Annotated in this window: 14 protein-coding genes; 7 read left to right on the top strand and 7 right to left on the bottom strand. The window is 45.2% G+C overall.

Annotated elements, in window-relative coordinates; translation table 11 throughout:
• Positions 1-52 precede the first annotated feature (52 nt).
• Together argB and argC are read right to left on the bottom strand one after the other, a co-directional pair.
• Positions 53-826, bottom strand: a complete 774-nt coding sequence (gene argB, locus ACK8OT_RS15650; RefSeq protein WP_410197450.1) for an acetylglutamate kinase — start codon at positions 824-826, stop codon at positions 53-55.
• A 104-nt stretch (positions 827-930) separates the two neighbouring features.
• Positions 931-1,941 (bottom strand): N-acetyl-gamma-glutamyl-phosphate reductase, encoded by a 1,011-nt coding sequence (argC, locus tag ACK8OT_RS15645; protein ID WP_410197449.1) that lies wholly within the window; start codon positions 1,939-1,941, stop codon positions 931-933.
• A 226-nt stretch (positions 1,942-2,167) separates the two neighbouring features.
• Between argC and argE the strand changes: the two genes are divergently transcribed.
• The 3 genes from argE to ACK8OT_RS15630 all read left to right on the top strand — a co-directional run bounded on the left by argE (position 2,168) and on the right by ACK8OT_RS15630 (position 7,346).
• A complete protein-coding gene (gene argE, locus ACK8OT_RS15640) occupies positions 2,168-3,331 on the top strand; it encodes an acetylornithine deacetylase (RefSeq protein ID WP_410197448.1) in 1,164 nt (387 codons plus the stop codon).
• A 416-nt stretch (positions 3,332-3,747) separates the two neighbouring features.
• A complete protein-coding gene (ppc, locus tag ACK8OT_RS15635) occupies positions 3,748-6,384 on the top strand; it encodes a phosphoenolpyruvate carboxylase (RefSeq protein WP_410197447.1) in 2,637 nt (878 codons plus the stop codon).
• A 173-nt stretch (positions 6,385-6,557) separates the two neighbouring features.
• The gene (locus ACK8OT_RS15630) at positions 6,558-7,346 is read left to right on the top strand and encodes a hypothetical protein (RefSeq protein WP_410197446.1); all 789 of its coding nucleotides are present in this window, start codon (positions 6,558-6,560) and stop codon (positions 7,344-7,346) included.
• Positions 7,347-7,382: 36 nt separating this feature from the next.
• Here the strand turns inward: ACK8OT_RS15630 and ACK8OT_RS15625 are convergent, their stop codons facing one another.
• Together ACK8OT_RS15625 and ACK8OT_RS15620 are read right to left on the bottom strand one after the other, a co-directional pair.
• Complete coding sequence (locus tag ACK8OT_RS15625) at positions 7,383-8,858, bottom strand: alpha/beta hydrolase (protein WP_410197445.1); 1,476 nt, start codon at positions 8,856-8,858, stop codon at positions 7,383-7,385.
• A 168-nt stretch (positions 8,859-9,026) separates the two neighbouring features.
• Complete coding sequence (locus ACK8OT_RS15620; RefSeq protein WP_410197444.1) at positions 9,027-9,566, bottom strand: CYTH domain-containing protein; 540 nt, start codon at positions 9,564-9,566, stop codon at positions 9,027-9,029.
• A 59-nt stretch (positions 9,567-9,625) separates the two neighbouring features.
• Between ACK8OT_RS15620 and ACK8OT_RS15615 the strand changes: the two genes are divergently transcribed.
• Positions 9,626-10,519: an AraC family transcriptional regulator gene (locus ACK8OT_RS15615; RefSeq protein ID WP_410197443.1), complete on the top strand. Its 894-nt coding sequence runs from the start codon at positions 9,626-9,628 to the stop codon at positions 10,517-10,519.
• A gap of 241 nt (positions 10,520-10,760) precedes the next feature.
• Entirely contained in the window at positions 10,761-11,555 is a 795-nt protein-coding gene (locus tag ACK8OT_RS15610) for a hypothetical protein (protein WP_410197442.1), read from the top strand.
• Between the two features lie 35 nt (positions 11,556-11,590).
• Here ACK8OT_RS15610 and metF read toward each other — a convergent pair whose 3' ends face one another.
• Complete coding sequence (gene metF / locus ACK8OT_RS15605) at positions 11,591-12,475, bottom strand: methylenetetrahydrofolate reductase (protein WP_410197441.1); 885 nt, start codon at positions 12,473-12,475, stop codon at positions 11,591-11,593.
• A gap of 244 nt (positions 12,476-12,719) precedes the next feature.
• On the opposite strand from metF, the gene ACK8OT_RS15600 reads away from it, so the two are divergent.
• Positions 12,720-14,231, top strand: coding sequence for a GNAT family N-acetyltransferase (locus ACK8OT_RS15600; RefSeq protein WP_410197440.1), 1,512 nt, complete (start codon positions 12,720-12,722; stop codon positions 14,229-14,231).
• A 111-nt stretch (positions 14,232-14,342) separates the two neighbouring features.
• On the opposite strand, the gene ACK8OT_RS15595 is transcribed toward ACK8OT_RS15600, so the two are convergent.
• Together ACK8OT_RS15595 and ACK8OT_RS15590 are read right to left on the bottom strand one after the other, a co-directional pair.
• Entirely contained in the window at positions 14,343-15,101 is a 759-nt protein-coding gene (locus ACK8OT_RS15595) for a hypothetical protein (protein ID WP_410197439.1), read from the bottom strand.
• A gap of 162 nt (positions 15,102-15,263) precedes the next feature.
• Positions 15,264-16,166 (bottom strand): DMT family transporter, encoded by a 903-nt coding sequence (locus ACK8OT_RS15590; protein ID WP_410197438.1) that lies wholly within the window; start codon positions 16,164-16,166, stop codon positions 15,264-15,266.
• A 177-nt stretch (positions 16,167-16,343) separates the two neighbouring features.
• Here ACK8OT_RS15590 and ACK8OT_RS15585 point away from each other — a divergent pair, with 177 nt between their 5' ends.
• Positions 16,344-17,189: a helix-turn-helix domain-containing protein gene (locus ACK8OT_RS15585; protein WP_410197437.1), complete on the top strand. Its 846-nt coding sequence runs from the start codon at positions 16,344-16,346 to the stop codon at positions 17,187-17,189.
• The last annotated feature ends 112 nt before the right edge of the window (positions 17,190-17,301 follow it).

Below are 17,301 nucleotides of genomic sequence, written 5' to 3'. Positions count from 1 at the left end.
TGGTTAACGCGCCACCAGCAAAAGTTGTTTGATTTATTGTTCAAACAAAAAATTATTTAAGGACTTTCGTCCCTTTATTCTCACCTTTTAATAAGGCCACTAAATTTTCGGGCTGTTTCCAGCTGGCTAACATCACATGGCCTAAGCTATCGGCAGCATCTAATGCGGCTTGCACCTTCACTGTCATACCATCACGAATGACGCCAGAGCCAATTAGCTCGTTAGCTAACTCGGTATTAAGTTCTGGGATCAGCTGCTTATTACCGTCTAACACCCCATCAACATCAGACAAAAACACCAATTCAGCGCCCACTAACTCACAGATCACAATGGCGGCTTGGTCGGCATTTACATTGTACAAACGGCCATCATCACCGATGCCGATAGAAGAGATAACAGGTAACTGATTTGCTGCTAATAAGGTATTGATTAAAGTGGCATCGTTAGGGGTACAGGTACCTACCGCACCTAATTCTGGGTCTAGCTGGCTTACCTTAGTGCTAAAGCCATCGGCCAGCGACAAACCTACCGCACTTAAACCCGCTTGCAGCGCCTTGGCCATCAACAACTTGTTTGAAGTCCCCGCTAACGCACCCGCAACGTAAGGTATTTGATCAAATGGGGTAATACGCAAGCCATTTTTCTTCTCGCTTTTGATGCCCATTTTGCTTAGCACATCTTCAACCACCACACCGCCACCGTGAACTAAGATCAAGGGACGCTGATTAGTGGCTAAATATTGCGTCAGAGCGGTAAACAAATTGGCTAATGCCGTGTCATTTTCTAATACCGCACCACCGAGTTTAATTAACAGCGGTTTGTTCATGTTCGATTTACTTCCTTTCGCCAATGGCCAACAAAAACTTAATATTGTATGTATTTTTATGCATCACTGAGCCGTCATGCTTCACATAATCTAAAATGCTTGGTTTACAGCAATGACGTTGTCATCGGGAAGCCAAACTTCAAATTGATACATTGCATCGCTTGCGATGATGCACCTTTTAATAAGTTGTCGGTGGCACTAAATACAATTAAATCTTGGCCATCTTGTGCCCAAGCGATATCACAAAATGGGGTACCTTCAACATTCTTAACCGCTGGATAAGTGCCTTTTAATAAACGAACAATAGGTTGGTCTTGATAGGCTTGTTCAAATACCGCACTTACTTGCTCAGGCGTCACGCCTTGTTTTAACACCACATTGATTGAAGCCAAAATGCCACGTTTATAACTGCCTAAATGCGGAGTAAACACCACAGGCGTGCCTAAGTGGGTATCAATCTCTGGCTTATGTCTATGGGTAAACACACCATAGGGATGCAAGCTAACTTCACAGAAGCTCGAAGTCGTCGATGCCTTGCGCCCTGCGCCACTCACTCCGCTGGTAGCATTAATCGTCGGCTTAACATCTTCACGAATTAAGCCTGCTTCTTGCAATGGTTTAAGAGCCAGTAGTGCAGTGGTGGTATAACAGCCCGGCACCGCAATCAAGTCCGTTGCTTTTACTGCATCGCCGTTCCACTCAGCCAAACCATATACCGCTTTATCTAGTAGTTCAGGGTACTGATGGGTGAAACCATAGAATTTTTCATAGAAGGCTAAATCATTGACACGAAATGCGCCTGATAAATCGAAAACGGTGGTATTGGCAGCCAAAAAATGCGGCGCTAAGTCATGACTCACTTCATGAGCAGTCGCTAGCACGACAATATCAACATCCTGACAAACACTCGGGATATCCGCCACACCGAGCGGTTGTAGTGGCAAGTCAACTACTCCCAATAACTTACCGTACAGATCAGCAATCGACTTGCCTTGGTCTAAGCTGTTTTCTGAAACATACAGACCTGCCAATTCCAACTCAGGATGGCGCTCAATAAACAGAGCTAATTCAGCACCAGTATAACCACTGGCCCCCACAATAATTGTTTTTAACATGTCGAATTTCCGTTTGATTTTAGCTAGTTAATTGCGGTTAAGAGTAACAAAAAGCACGCCCAAAAGCGCCTTTATTAAAGGAGGGAGCGTCGTCGCGAACTGTGGGAAAAAATAGTCTTCATAATCGGGCATAATTTGTTATGTTAAACCAAGCTGAAATGCTAGCTGAATCTAGTTTTTTATGCAATATTTCTGCATTAATATTTAATTTTATTTTTGAGGCTCTATGTCATTACCTGGATTTATTGAAACTTACCGTGAACTGATCGCCACACCTTCTATTAGTTCAACCGACTCAGCCTGGGATCAAAGCAATCAACAGGTAATAACCAAACTTGCGAGCTGGTTCGAAACAGCGGGTTTTAGCGTTGAAGTAAGCGAAATCCCCGGCTTAACGGGCAAATACAACATGGTTGCCACCTTAGGCCAAGGTGAAGGAGGCCTGCTATTAGCGGGGCATACCGATACGGTGCCATTTGATGATGGTCGCTGGAGCAAAGATCCGTTCAAGCTGACCGAAGACGGCAATCGGCTTTATGGCCTTGGCACCATAGATATGAAAGGTTTTTTTGCTTTTATACTTGAGGCGGTAAAAGAACTCGATCTCACTAAGATAGACAAGCCGCTACGTATCTTGGCCACCGCCGATGAAGAGACCACCATGGCAGGTGCCAGAGACATTGCCAGTCGCCAACATATTAAGCCGGATTACGCCGTGATTGGCGAGCCAACGGGCTTAGTGCCCGTGTTTATGCATAAAGGTCATATGTCTGAGGCGATTCGCATTACCGGGCGCAGCGGTCACAGTTCAGATCCAAGTAAAGGTTTAAACGCCATTGAAGTCATGCACAAGGTATTGGCCGAGTTACTTAAGGTGCAGCAAGTATTTAAAGAGAAATACAATAATCCGAACTTTGAGGTCCCCTCACCCACGTTGAACTTTGGCCATATTCACGGCGGCGACAGCCCCAACCGAATTTGCGGCTGTTGTGAGCTACACATCGACATGCGCCCCATTCCTGGCGTAAGCACCGACGAATTATTTATGACATTGAAAGCAGCCTTAGCGGAAATCGACCGAGCTTACCCCGGTGCGGTAGATATTTTCCATCTTCATGAACCTATTCCTGCCTACTCATGTAGTGAAACCTCAGCATTAATCCAAACCGCTGAGCAGTTAAGCGGCAATAAAGCCGAAGCGGTGAACTACTGCACCGAAGCCCCCTTTATCCAACAATTGGGCTGCGACACTATTGTGATGGGACCGGGCCATATAGGTCAGGCGCATCAACCTGATGAGTACTTAGATTTATCCTTTGTTAAACCAACCAGCGATCTACTAAGCTCATTAATTAAGCGTTTTTGTCTAACCCCAGTAGCAACCAAATAGGTCAACTTAAACGTATATACCCCAATCAACTTGAAGATGCATGTTGATTGGGCATAAGTGTTAAGTTCATTTAGATCCTGCAGTGGCTAGTTTTGAACCTCTAACTAGCCACTTTAAACAGCAAGGCCAATAAATGACGACGCCAAGAGAGACAATAAAACGCTGGTTTACAAGTACAAAAGAGAAAAAATGTAAGAAAATTACACAAAACCTCGCGCTTAGAATGGGTAATTTTTTGTACTTATTCACGCTTAGTTTATTTGACCCAGCGCCCATTTTGCGGATAGATTAGGGGTAAGTTAACGCTAAGTTTAGTGTTATCAAATAATAAAATAGGTTTTTATTGCCTAGATTGATCATTCCTTTAGCGCAATAAAAAAGTTGTAAAAACACAACAACTGTAAGGACAACACGCGATGAACGACAAGTATGCAGCACTACGCAGTAATGTAGGCTTGCTAGGGCAGCTGTTAGGACAAACTATCTCCAATCACCTCGGCGAAGAATTTCTAGAAAAGATCGAAACCATTCGTCAGTTATCTAAATCTGCACGCTCAGGCAATCAAGCAGATGGAGATTTACTTGTTGCCATGCTAGCGGGCTTGTCAGATGATGAGTTGCTACCTGTTGCACGTGCATTTACCCACTTTTTAAACCTAGCGAATATCGCCGAACAGTTTCATACCACTTCACGCCATTGTGAAGCCCAAGTTTGCGCACCCGATCCGTTAGATGAGCTGTTTAGCAAACTGAAAGGCTCAGATGCGACGCCTGAGTCGATTAAAAATGCCATTGAAGAAATGAAAATGGATTTGGTGCTGACGGCGCATCCAACGGAAATCACCCGTCGCACCTTGATCCACAAACACGTGGCAATCAACAACTGTCTAGCCGCATTAGAGTTAAGTGACATTTCTGAACGTGAAAAAGAAAAATTACTGTATCGTTTAGAAGAGCTAATCAACCAAGCTTGGCACACCGACGAAATTCGTAAACAGCGTCCAACACCGGTCGATGAAGCGAAATGGGGCTTTGCCGTCGTTGAAAATAGCTTATGGCATGCCGTACCTGAATACATTCGTAATCTAGATGAACGTGTGCAAAAAAGCTTTGGCTTTGCCCTACCGATAGACGCAGCTCCCGTCACCTTTACTTCTTGGATGGGCGGTGACCGTGACGGTAACCCATTTGTGACCAGTAAGGTGACAGAAGAAGTATTACTTTCAAGTCGCTGGGTCGCCGTAAATCTGTTCTTGCAAGACATCAAGCAATTAGCCAGCGAGCTATCTATGATGGACTGTAACGAAGCACTGCGTGAAGCCGCAGGCGAAGACGCTCACGAACCTTATCGTAAGATATTAAAAGACTTACGCGCAGCGTTAAAAGAAACCCTGAATTACCTGTCGGCAACGTTACAAGGTGAGTACACCGAATCGCGCGATTTGATTAACCGCACCGAACAACTGACTCTACCGCTAACCCTATGTTATGAATCATTACATGACTGCGGCATGGGCATTATTGCCGATGGTTTACTACTCGATGTACTTCGCCGAGTCGCTTGTTTTGGCATCAACTTGGTTAAACTGGATATCCGCCAAGACGGTGAGCGTCACGGTGATGTGATCGCCGAGCTAACTCGTTACCTAGGCATAGGGGATTACGCCAGCTGGAATGAAGAAGAAAAACAAAACTTCTTATTACAAGAGCTAAACAGTAAGCGCCCATTGATCCCACAAGATTGGCAACCTCAACCTGATAACCAAGAAGTACTCGATACTTGTCGTGTGGTCGCTAAAACCGATCCACAAGCTTTGGGCATCTACATTATCTCGATGGCGCGCCAAGCATCGGATGTTTTAGCTGTACAATTGCTACTAAAAGAATGTGGCTGTACTTTCCGCATTCCCGTTGCACCCTTGTTTGAAACCTTAGATGACTTAAACAACGCAGAAGATGTTATCAAGCGCCTGTTTGCGGTTGATTGGTACCGAGGTTACATTAACGGCCAACAACACGTGATGATTGGCTACTCAGATTCTGCAAAAGATGCCGGTGTATTGGCTGCCAACTGGGCGCAATACCGCGCGCAAGAAGCTTTGGTCGCCTTGTGTGAAGCAAACAACGTACGCCTTACTTTATTCCACGGCCGTGGCGGTACCATAGGTCGCGGTGGTGCACCTGCGCATGCAGCATTACTATCGCAACCACCGGGCTCACTGAAAGGTGGCCTGCGCGTAACCGAGCAAGGCGAAATGATCCGCTTTAAATTTGGTTTATCAAGCATAGCGCAGCAGTCGTTAAACCTATACACGGCCGCGATCCTTGAAGCTAACTTGCTACCACCACCAGCGCCAAAACAAGAATGGCGCGACATGATGGATCAACTATCGGACGACTCTTGCACCGAATACCGCGGCATGGTGAAAGACGAGCCTGATTTTGTGCCTTACTTCCGTAGCGTCACGCCAGAATTAGAACTAGGTAAATTGCCATTAGGCAGTCGCCCAGCTAAGCGTAAACCAAACGGTGGCGTTGAAAGCTTGCGCGCTATTCCTTGGATCTTCGCTTGGTCACAAAACCGCTTTATGCTCCCAGCTTGGTTGGGGGCAGGCGATGCCATGGGCCGTGCCTTAGAGCAAGGCAAGCAAGAGCTGCTTACCGAAATGTACCAAAGCTGGCCTTTCTTCCATACTCGCTTAGAAATGTTCGAGATGGTATTTATGAAAGCCGATGAGCAACTCGCTGAGTTCTACGAATCTAAACTGGTACCCGAAGAACTACGCGGCTTAGGTAAATCATTGCGTGACAAGCTCAAACAAACTCGCGACTACGTGCTGCAAACGATTCCGAAGCACAAACTGATGGAAGATCAGCCTTGGATCAAAGAGTCGATTAACTTACGTAACCCGTATATCGACCCGCTTAACCTATTACAAGCAGAACTATTAAGCCGTTCACGCGCTAATGGCGAGGAAATTTGTCCTGATATTGACCAAGCCCTAATGGTGACCATTGCCGGTATTGCGGCAGGCCTACGTAATACAGGCTAAGTGATTATTCACCTTTAACAAAGCGGATCTCATGGTCCGCTTTTTTTATGCCTGCGCTAATGACTGCGTTAAAGACGATAGTTTGCCCTCATAACAAATTTTTCTCATCTCTGCTTTTCTCCACCCGATCCAGCACAAAAATAGCCTAATGTTGTAACTAAGGGGGAGTAAAGATGATGGATTACCGTTTCTTGATAATATGGCTGTTTAGCCCTGTATTACTTGCAGGTGAAGCGCTAGAGCTGGTGCTTCCAGCAAGTAAAGACGATAGCCATGAGTACTACCATGAAGTGCTAGTGCGCTCCTTAGCCGCACAAGGAATCGAAGTCACCGTCATCACGCCTTACAGCCATGTCCCTCAGAAACGCTCAGTTCGACTATTAGAAAGTGAAATGTTGTCGATGTTTTGGATGATAGAAACCCCCGAGCGAGATAAACAGTTCACTAAAGTCAATGTAGGCCTAACCAATGGCCTGATTGGCAAGCGCATTTTGCTCGTCCCTAAACAGGATAGGCGTAGGTATAGTAATGTAAAAAACCTAGCTGATTTTAAAGCCCTTGGCACTATTGGTGGATTTGGCGCCAACTGGTTCGACATTCAGGTGTGGCAAGCCAACGACCTTCCTTATGTGGTAAGAGATGGAGAATGGCGAGCGCTATATAGCATGCTATCAACCTCAGGAGGCATCAATTACTTTTCGCGAGGGGTTAACGAAATCATCGCCGAACAAAGACAATATCCATACCTCGCCATTGAGCCGCATTTATTGTTTATTTACCAACGCGATTTTGTATTTTACCTAAATAAACAAACCGCTCACCTAAAACCCATTTTAGAAACCGCATTACAAGAAGCTAAAGCGTCGGGTTTACTCGATCAAATTATTGATGAGTATTGGGGTGAACACTTTCGTCAACTCAATCTAGAGCAACGACTCAAACTACCATTAATTACGCCCTAGTTTGCTAGGGCGTAATTCAGTCAGATAGTTATATAACTAGAGGTATTTATTATGCTGAACTGGGTGTGGTTTAAAGCCGCCACCTTGGCTGCGTTTCATTAAACCACCGTCACACACTAGATTGTCTTGTGCCACTTGTGGATCTAATAAATACGCTGTAGTTGCATCATCGATACAGGCGCTGCCACGATAACTAAAACTATGCTCCACCACATTCTCAACACGAATGAAGCGAGTTAAGCTAGCAAAGCTTTGCGCCATTTCCTCGGCCCAAACGTAAGGGGTGCGAGTGTCATATTGACCACCAATGATCAACACTGGCGTTTGTAACTTAGCCTCTATATCGGCTAACGGGGTAACTGCATCATGTGCACCAGGCCAATCTGCACACATATATGCAACGCCATCGAAGGTATAGCGGCCATAAACAGGTGCGTTAGCACTAAAGTCATCTTGCATTGCGCTTATCTCATTAGCGCTCAAAGGCATCACTTCATCACTACACAGAACAGCTGCAAACATCGCGTTACTGCGCGCGTCATCGGTTGGATTCTGAGACTGATACCAAGGGGTGCTGGCTACTAAGCGATTGAGTAACTGGGTATTGCCGTTATCTAATAATTCAAAAACACCCGCTTTTTGGTGTTCCCAATAGCCATAAAAACCCACCTCACTCAAACCAAATAGAGCCGAGCGGGCTGTGTCTAATGTTAGCTCACCATCATTAAGCTGATATACGCCAGCATCGTAAAGGTATGATGAAGCAGCTTTTAAGGTGTCATAGCGCGCAGGACTGTTAAGACGAAAACGCGCAACTAACTCATACCCTGCGGCTCTATCTATAAATAACTCAGTATTATTATCTAATGCGGGCGACATCGGCGCATCCAACACCAAGGCTCTGACGCGCTCAGGGTAGGTATCAGCATAGACACTGCCAACGCGCGTGCCATAAGAATAGCCAATGAAGCTAATTTGCTCTTCGCCTAAATGAGCGCGAAGGGCATCCATATCTTTGACTAAGGTATTGCTACTGATATTAACGGCATCGTTAGCATAAAACTCATTACATGCGTTAAAGTTACTTGATAACTGCACCGCACATTGGGTCAGCTCTTTAGCATAGGCACTTTGCCCCGAACCTCGTGGATCAAGCGCCACTAAATCAAAACGCTCAACCAATTGAGGATCAAGCTGACCAGAATTGACCATCCAAACCAACGAAGCTTGAGCCTCTGCGCCAGGGCCTCCGAAGTTAAAAAATAACGTACCGATACGGTTAGCGGCATCGGTGGCTTTATGCATGGCGTAGAACACTTCAACTTTACTGCCATCATCATTAAGGTAATTAGTCGGTACGGCTAATTTGTTACATACAAACCCAGTTGCACATTGCGGTGCATCAACAGGGGTTTCTATAGCGGTAGATAGCTCATTACCGCCGCCACCACCGCCGCCACAACCTGCTAATAAAATGGTAGAAACCGCACTTGCTAATACTAACTTTTTCATGATATCCCTTTTCTTAACTGTTACTTCAAAACGATAAAGTCGTTACAGAATACAATCGAGACATAATGTGTCAAGACTTTGTTTTTATATTTTATTGACTTGTATAGTTTATGCACGCAGTGTCACAACAAGATATTCGTTAAGCAAACATCCTGATACTCACGATAGTTATGTAGCCCAGTTACGATAAGGATGCTGCATTAGCTGAGAGTTGTAATAGCGCTTGTCGCCCGTGACCTCTTGACCTAACCAGCTAGGTTTAGTGAATGGTTCATCTGCGTGGTTGAGCTCTATTTCAGCCACCACCAGCCCTGCGTTTTCACCATAAAATTCATCTACCTCAAAGGTGTGCTGGCCCGCGTTGACCAGATAGCGGGTTTTGTCGATAACGCCAGGCTCACATAAGACTAATAAGGCTTGCGCTTCACTGAGGGGAATTTCACGCTCCCATTCAAATCGACTTAGACCGGCTTCATCACTGATGCCCTTAATGGTTAAAAAGCCTTGCTCGCCTTTTATACGCACCCTGACACAACGCTCTGGCGCCGAGTTTAAATAACCTTGGGTAATGCGCTGCGAACTATGGGCATCTTGTTTAAACTCACCCACCAGCAAAAACTTACGCTCTATTTCTTGTAACACCTGTGTTATTTCCTTTTCCGCAACAAAACGATATTGATGGTAGCCTGCAGCGACTAAACTAAGCAAACATTATCAAATCCACCTGATTTAAGCTGGAACCGTCAACAGATGAGTAGGAACGAGTGATGAAGGAACAAACCCAAATCGGCTATCAACAGCGTCTAACCAAAGTGGTGGACTATATCTACCAAAACCTAGATGCGCCGTTAGATGTCAACACCTTAGCCGATGTGGCTTGCATGTCGCCTTATCATTTTCATCGTATCTACCGTTTAATGACAGGCGAGACGATTAACACTTCAATTCGCAGGTTACGATTGTTTGTGTCGGCATCGGATTTGATCCGCACCGACAAACCCATTGCAACCATAGCTAAGCAGTTTAACTACGCCAGTATTGAAGCCTATAGCCGAGCATTTACCCAGCTGTTTCAACAGCCGCCGAGTGCATATCGCCTGCAACATCGCGCCTCGCCAGCCACGATAGAGCAACTTGCACCACAAGCGTGGATGCAGTTTCAACCTTTTTATGATCAGGAGAGTCAGCTTATGTACCCAGTAGAAGTTACCGAAATACCTAGCATTCATCTTATTGGTGTCAAGCACCAAGGCGATTACATGAAAATCGGCCAAGCCTTTGACAAGATTTGCATGTATGCCAGTAGTCACAACTTATTCACCGATCGTAGCCGTAGTTTCGGCATTTATTATGATGACCCTAAAACCGTAGCGACCGATGAGTTGGAGTCGGTTGCGTGTATTAGCGTTGATGATCCAGATCTTGTGATTGACGATGAGAAAATCATCAAGATCACCATTCCTGCAAGTCGCGCTGCCGCGCTGATGTTTAAAGGCCCTTATGCCGAATTAGAGCAGCCCTATGCTTGGCTGTTTGGCCAATGGTTACCGCAGAGCGATTTGACCCTCAAAGATCATCCCGCATTTGAGGAATACCTCAATGCGCCACAAAATACCCCGCCTAGTGAGCTACTCACGCGCATTTATTGCCTGGTTGACTAATTACAACCCGAGCTAGAGCACGCCATGCTTGCAATATGAAATTAACCATAGCATGGCGTGCGCTCACTCAAAAACTCACATTTGTAGCCTTTCGAAATTACCTACTTTTACGCTATGCTCAAAACACGGTTCACCAAAATACATTGCTATGGCACACCTGCTGACTCACTTTTTAGTTCTGCTCCGCTGCGGAATTATTTGGCTCACGATCGGTTTCGCCATACCCGCCAATAGCGCCGCCTTGCAAGTTACCTTAGGCGTTGAGCCAAGCATTTTTGAACGCTATCAGTTATTTTTAGCAGGGCGCGATCCACTGATGATTGAAGATTATCGTGGACAATATGCCAACCGTGGCGTTGTCGAACTAGTTTTGCTGCAAAAAGCATTACACCTCGGAGGCATGGTTGGTAACGTAACCTTTAAAACAGGTCCTAACTACGGCCGATTACTCAAACAACTCCAAGCCGGTGACGTGGATATGCTGGCCAACAGCGCTTGGCTTAGTAATTTAGAGCAGCAAATTGGTGATTATTATATTAGTGACGCGGTGATCCGAGATGGTCAGTTTGAGGCTGGCTTGTATGTGCTAGCATCACGGCCTGAGCTACAAAAAGTTCGAACAAGAGAACAAATTCAAAATCTTACAGCCGTATCCAACAAGCATTGGCACAGTGATTGGCAAACCTTAAGCGCACTTAATTTAAAGCATTTATACAACGTCGCCAAATGGTCATCTATGCTCGATATGATACGCTTGCAGCGAGCTGACTTTTTTCTAGCGCCGTTTCAGGTCACTCCCGATCTCAGCTTTACCAATTCGGGAGATGTTTTTGTTCCCATTAAAGGGATAAAGCTAGGCTTACGCGGCAGCCGCCATTTTGTGGTCAGCCGTCAAAGCAAACACGCCGATAAGCTTTACCTGATATTACAAAAAGGCGTTAAGCAGCTTCATTTACAAGGCGAGTTCGAGAAAGCATATCAACAAGCCGGATTTTATAATCCGGCTGTAGCGGGTTGGGAGAAGATCGCCCCATAATTATAATTTAACCGAAATGAGGCTCAGCTGTGCAACTATGGGCGTAAACCCAGCGCATGACAAATCGCGTAGCTGAGCTCACTGCGGTTTAAGGTATAAAAGTGAAAGTCTTTCACGCCTTCTTGTGCCAACACCTTAACCATATCCATGGCGATACTCGCCCCAATTAAGTTGCGGGTGGTCGGGTCGTTATCTGTGCCTTCATACAATTTGTGCATCCAGCCCGGCACTTTTACATTACATAATTTGGAAAACTTCACTAAGGTTTTGTAGTTAGAAACCGGCAAGATCCCCGGCACAATTTCCTGAGTGATACCAATCGATGCACAGCGATCGCGAAAGCGTAAGTAGCTTTCCACGTCAAAAAAGAATTGGGTAATGGCGCGATCGGCTCCAGCGTCCATTTTATCTTTAAATGCTAACAAATCCGCTTGTGCGTTTTTCGCTTCTGGATGTACTTCTGGGTAGGCCGCGACCGAGATATCAAAGTCGGCTTGCTCTTTCAGCAAACGCACTAAATCAGCGGCGTACATATGCGGTTTATCGCTACCTTCTGGAATATCGCCGCGCAGCGCCACAATATTTTTAATGCCGCTGTTCCAGTAATCTAACGCAATTTGTTTTAATTCTTCTTTGCTGGCATCAATACAAGTTAAATGCGGTGCCGCCACCAGCCCAGTGCGATCTTTTATTTCCTTAATCACACTGTGGGTGCGATCACGGGTACCCGAATTGGCGCCATAAGTTACCGACACAAATTTGGGTTTAAGGGTGCGTAAACGATCAATGGACTGCCACAAGGTGTCTTCCATCTGCTCTGAGGTCGGCGGAAAAAATTCAAATGACACATTCAGATCGCCTTTTAGATCCGCGATGTTTTGGTTCAAAATTTCAATATTGCGTGCCGTTTGACTTCCCATGTTCTTTTCCTCTTTGCCAATAAAAAGACAACCATAAATGGACGTTTAGCCGTCTGAATGGCTTAATTTAATGAATTATGAATTAATGTCAACCACTTTGATTTAACATGAAAATTTCTAATATTCAGCGTGAGATTTGTTCATCTTTAGGCATTATCTTTATACAAGATAGGCCTCTGAACATGATGGAGGTCGTTTGTTATACTGACTAAGATTGCAGCAATAAAACCAAGGATTATCAATAATGGATCATCATGCTACCAAGCTCTCCCTGCGCACCATCGAAGCCACTGACTACGCCCAACTTGCTGAATTAATGGAGTTAGTCTTTCCTGATGTCGGAGGCGCTTGGCCTAAAACTACCATTATGGATCTGATCACTCAATTTCCCGATGGCCAAATATGTATCGTTGATGGCGACAAAATTGTCGGTGCCGCCCTCACCATTAAAGTCAGTTATAACCACTACTCCTTGCCCCACACCTACCATGACATAGTTAACCAGAATGACGTGATACAAAATAACCCCAGCGGCGACGCCATGTATGGCTTAGATGTATTTGTTCACCCCGATTACCGGGGATTACGCTTAGGGCGACGATTGTATGACGCCCGTAAAGAGCTCTGTCGCAAACATAACTTTAAGGCCATTTTAACCGGCGGACGGATCCCCAATTACCATAAACATGCCGACCAATTAAGCGTGCCGGAATACATAGACCAAGTAAAACGACGCAAAATACATGATCCTATTTTGTCGTTTCAATTAGCCAATGGCTTTAGTGTAAAACGTTTGATGCGCAATTACCTACCCGAAGATGATGCCTCCAAAGGTTATGGAACCTTGCTCGAATGGGATAACTTCTACTATGAAGAAGACATATACTCGGTTCACGATATTGAGAAAACGCTGGTTCGCATCGGCGTGATCCAATGGCAAATGCGCACCATGGAAGATCTCGATGATCTGATGGATCAAGCGGAGTTTTTTGTGTCCTCGCTATCTAACTACAAAGCCGATTTTGCGCTTTTTCCAGAATTCTTTAATGCGCCCTTGATGGGTCTTCAGCAAGATCAAAACTCGGTAGAAGCGATCCGTTTTCTGGCAAGCTTTAGTGACGAAATTAAACGTCGTTTTTCGCAAATGGCGGTGACCTACAACATCAATATCATTGCCGGCAGCGTGCCAGTGATCGAGGACGAAAAGCTTTATAACGTGTCATATTTACTGCACCGCGATGGTCAAATTGATCAGCAGCAGAAAATTCATATTACCCCTCATGAAGAAAAAGACTGGGTTATTGATGGAGGAAATAAGGTACAAGCCTTTGAAACCGATGCGGGAAAAGTGGGGATCTTAATCTGTTACGACAGTGAGTTCCCTGAGCTGGGCAGAATGCTGGCGGATCAAGGCGTACAGATCATCTTTGTGCCATTTTGGACCGACACCAAAAATGGCTATCAACGGGTGCGAATTTGCTCACAGGCACGCGCCATTGAAAACGAATGTTATGTGGCCATAGGTGGCAGTGTCGGCAACCTGCCTAAGGTAGATAACGTCGATATACAGTACGCCCAATCAGCGGTGTTTTCGCCATCGGATATTTATTTCCCACACGATGCCACCCTTACCGAAGCCAACGCTAACACCGAAATGATCATCTTTGCCGATGTCGATCTAACTAAACTCAAACTATTAAACACCGAAGGCTCGGTGACCAACCTGAAACACCGCCGTCCAGAAATTTATAATTAGTCAAAGCCAACAAGGTTGTCATTAAAGGGGAATCGCGTTTTTTAGCTAACACAAATTAACAACAGGATGTCGCTTCCCCCTGTAATTTGCTGCGATGAAAACTCCCCCGCTTCATTGCACCGTCTTTCTTCCTTCAACTTTAAAATCTCGATAACCGGGAATAGCTGAACGTTGGATACCAGAAATGTTATTGCCCCGGATCGTCATGTCTAAAATAATTGCTGGCTCATCATTCGAGTAATGGGTATCGGTGCCATAAACACGCATATTAACCTTACCATCATTATGCGTCCAACGTGCTGGGTAACTGGATTGATTATCGAAAGAATAATATGACCCCCTGCCGCCTTCAGACAGCGTTAATGTTGTCTTCTGCTCTCCGACATAAACTAGCCAAGAGCCTAGTAAGGAGAGGGCTTGAGCTTGATTTTTTGTTTGCTCAACAACCATATTTTTCCCCTGACCAGTAGCGGTACAAGTGAAATGGCCACCAGCCGTTGCCGGATGATCTATCCCCTTCGAGCCAAAGCCAATCCCACCAATGCAAGCGGCATAACGAAATGAACCTTGGCTCTTTATTGTTGTAGATGCTTGCTTATTGGCTTCGATATTTACTGAGTGGGTGTAGAATGAGTTTTTGCTTCCCTCCCCGCATTTTTTTTTACTGTATTTTAATTCACCACACCAGACGACAAAAACTTCATGATTACAATGATTTTCAAATACTAAGTTATCCATACTTTGCGCATTGGTTAACACCTTAATGCACTCCATCGCACTTTTACCTGGGTTACCAGCGTGAACAGATGCCACGGGAAAAGCCAAAGTTAGGAGTGAAAACACAACCCAAAAATATCGTTTCAATGTCATTTTTCGCACTCCCTGCTTTTAACTATATGCAATAACAAGACATCCTTAACGGACGATTAACCATATTAGCTATAGGGACTTTAATTAAGTTAATGACTCCAAAAAGTTATCTACCTCTCAAAATCAGGGTTTAATATAAGATTCATAGGCCTTTTCCTCGCTTTAAGTCCTTATTAACTTTCTGTGTCGTCGCCATAATGGTCTTGTCATTCGAGCAATTAAGTTACCTATAATCACCAAGCTCAAGCCTAAGCTGGAATACACAGTCCAGTGATAAGATTCAAACACACTCGACACCACCAAAGCGACGATAGGCGTAATCAGTAGCACATAAGAGGCGCTGTTAGCACCTATCCTATCGACCAATATCAAATACAAGGTAAAGCCCATCACAGTAGCGGGTATGGCAAGATACACTAAACTGCCTAAGTACTGCGTACTAAGGTCAATAGAAAACTCTAAGTCACGCATATAGATAATGGCAAGTAAGGCAAGACAGCCGTACACCATGCCGTAACTCGTTGCGGTATAAGGTTTAATATTATCGCGGGTGTTACGAATGCTGATCATATTGCCGATAGAAAAACACCAAGTTCCCATGAGCGCATAGACCAGCCCAGTTAATACATCCAGTGACCAGTCCGTGGCCATTAAATCGGCGCCAAACAGTAAACCTATGCCCGATAAGCCCACTACCACGCCCAGCCAAAAGTTCGCTGTGGTGGGCGTTTGGAAAAATATGCGCCCATGCAAGGCATTAAAAATCGGCGCGGTGGCCATCACCACCGCGGTTAAACCGCTGGCGATATAATGGGTTGCACTGTAGAACGCCAAGAAATTACAGCAAAATAAACACAAACCTTGCAGCGCAAAAAACTTATGCTGACTGAGTTTAGTTTGTTGTAGTTGTTTAAATAACTTACCGAATACAAACATCAACAATGCAGCAAGGGCAAAGCGATAAAAGATCGAGACTTCCGTTGCCACACTGCCCGCTTGCCACTTGATCGCAATCCAAGAAAAGCCCCATAGGCCTATCATTAACACATAAATAAACGCCGACATCTCAACCCTTCCGAGATCAATAAACTCATCCAATGTCGGTATGTTGTCAGAATTAGCGAGCCAAGAATCACTTTTTAACACGATCTTGCGGTTTTAGTTGATGATTAGCAGAGGGAAGCAATTGAGCCCAAGCCCACAAGCCATTATGCTTCTGGTATGAGTAAAAATGCGAAATACATGAATTTTTTCCAATCATCTAAGGTGTGCTATCGTCAGCAAGGTATCACGCCGAAATTGGCGTGGGCGCAATATGGCAATGCCCATGATCGCTTGTATTATCAAAACGATAAGTACCACACCTTAAGTCTGTATTTAGCCGGCGGCGAGCAAACTCAGCGTCTGGATATGAGAGCAGATCGCGGCGGGCCGGGTAAGTTTTGCTTAATGCCACAAGGCAGCGAAAGCCGCTGGCAATTAGGCGAGCCACAGCAATTTATGCATTTGTACTTTAGTGACGATCATTTAAAGCAACTAGCACTGAAAGTATTTGATATGGATCCAAGGCAAATTGCCCTGCCCGATCTAACCTTCTTTAGCCATAGCGCGCTAGAGACCATGTATCGCGAGCAAATGCTACACATTGACTGGTCCATGCCAGAAAGCCACCTTGCCATGGCTCAGCTCAGCGACACCATACTGGTTAACTTGCTGCAAAGCTCAGGGCTTACTAAACCTGTCGCCATCATCAAAGGCGGCCTAGCCCCTAAAGTTGCCAAGCAAGTTCAAGACTATATGCGGGCAAACTATCATCGCCAAATATACCTGCATGAATTGGCCGAACTGGCCCAGCTGAGCGAGTACCACTTTACCCGCATGTTTAAGGCTCACTTTGCCCGCACACCGCAAGAATACTTAATGCAGCTGCGCATAGAGCAAGTTAAACACTTATTAATCGGCCCGATGAAGCTCGCCGATATCGCCCTCGCCTGCGGCTTTGCCAACCAAAGCCACATGGGCCGCTTTTTTAAACATATCGTAGGTATGACCCCCAGCGCGTATCAGAAGTGTTTGGGGGTGAGGTGAGTTGCAATTATCTCAAATGAGCCTCAGGCCGAAGACTCAGGCGCTCAAAAAAGAGTATCGCTGTCTTTACACCTGTAGACTTGCCTTCACAGTACCTAGCGACGACAAAAGT

This window comes from Motilimonas thetidivivens (assembly GCF_046452435.1).
In the GTDB taxonomy this organism is placed as follows: Bacteria; Pseudomonadota; Gammaproteobacteria; order Enterobacterales; family CBDFNC01; genus Motilimonas.
Note: the sequence above shows the minus strand (reverse complement) of the source record. Positions and strands in the feature narration are given on the sequence as shown.

Coding starts and splice junctions, on each gene's coding strand:
- ACK8OT_RS15625 (WP_410197445.1), bottom strand. CDS start 8,858: ATGAAAAAGTTAGTATTAGCAAGTGCGGTTTCTACCATTTTATTAGCA.
- metF (WP_410197441.1), bottom strand. CDS start 12,475: ATGGGAAGTCAAACGGCACGCAATATTGAAATTTTGAACCAAAACATC.
- ACK8OT_RS15590 (WP_410197438.1), bottom strand. CDS start 16,166: ATGTCGGCGTTTATTTATGTGTTAATGATAGGCCTATGGGGCTTTTCT.
- argE (WP_410197448.1), top strand. CDS start 2,168: ATGTCATTACCTGGATTTATTGAAACTTACCGTGAACTGATCGCCACA.
- ACK8OT_RS15595 (WP_410197439.1), bottom strand. CDS start 15,101: ATGACATTGAAACGATATTTTTGGGTTGTGTTTTCACTCCTAACTTTG.
- ACK8OT_RS15630 (WP_410197446.1), top strand. CDS start 6,558: ATGATGGATTACCGTTTCTTGATAATATGGCTGTTTAGCCCTGTATTA.
- ppc (WP_410197447.1), top strand. CDS start 3,748: ATGAACGACAAGTATGCAGCACTACGCAGTAATGTAGGCTTGCTAGGG.
- ACK8OT_RS15585 (WP_410197437.1), top strand. CDS start 16,344: ATGAATTTTTTCCAATCATCTAAGGTGTGCTATCGTCAGCAAGGTATC.
- argB (WP_410197450.1), bottom strand. CDS start 826: ATGAACAAACCGCTGTTAATTAAACTCGGTGGTGCGGTATTAGAAAAT.
- ACK8OT_RS15615 (WP_410197443.1), top strand. CDS start 9,626: ATGAAGGAACAAACCCAAATCGGCTATCAACAGCGTCTAACCAAAGTG.
- ACK8OT_RS15600 (WP_410197440.1), top strand. CDS start 12,720: ATGGATCATCATGCTACCAAGCTCTCCCTGCGCACCATCGAAGCCACT.
- argC (WP_410197449.1), bottom strand. CDS start 1,941: ATGTTAAAAACAATTATTGTGGGGGCCAGTGGTTATACTGGTGCTGAA.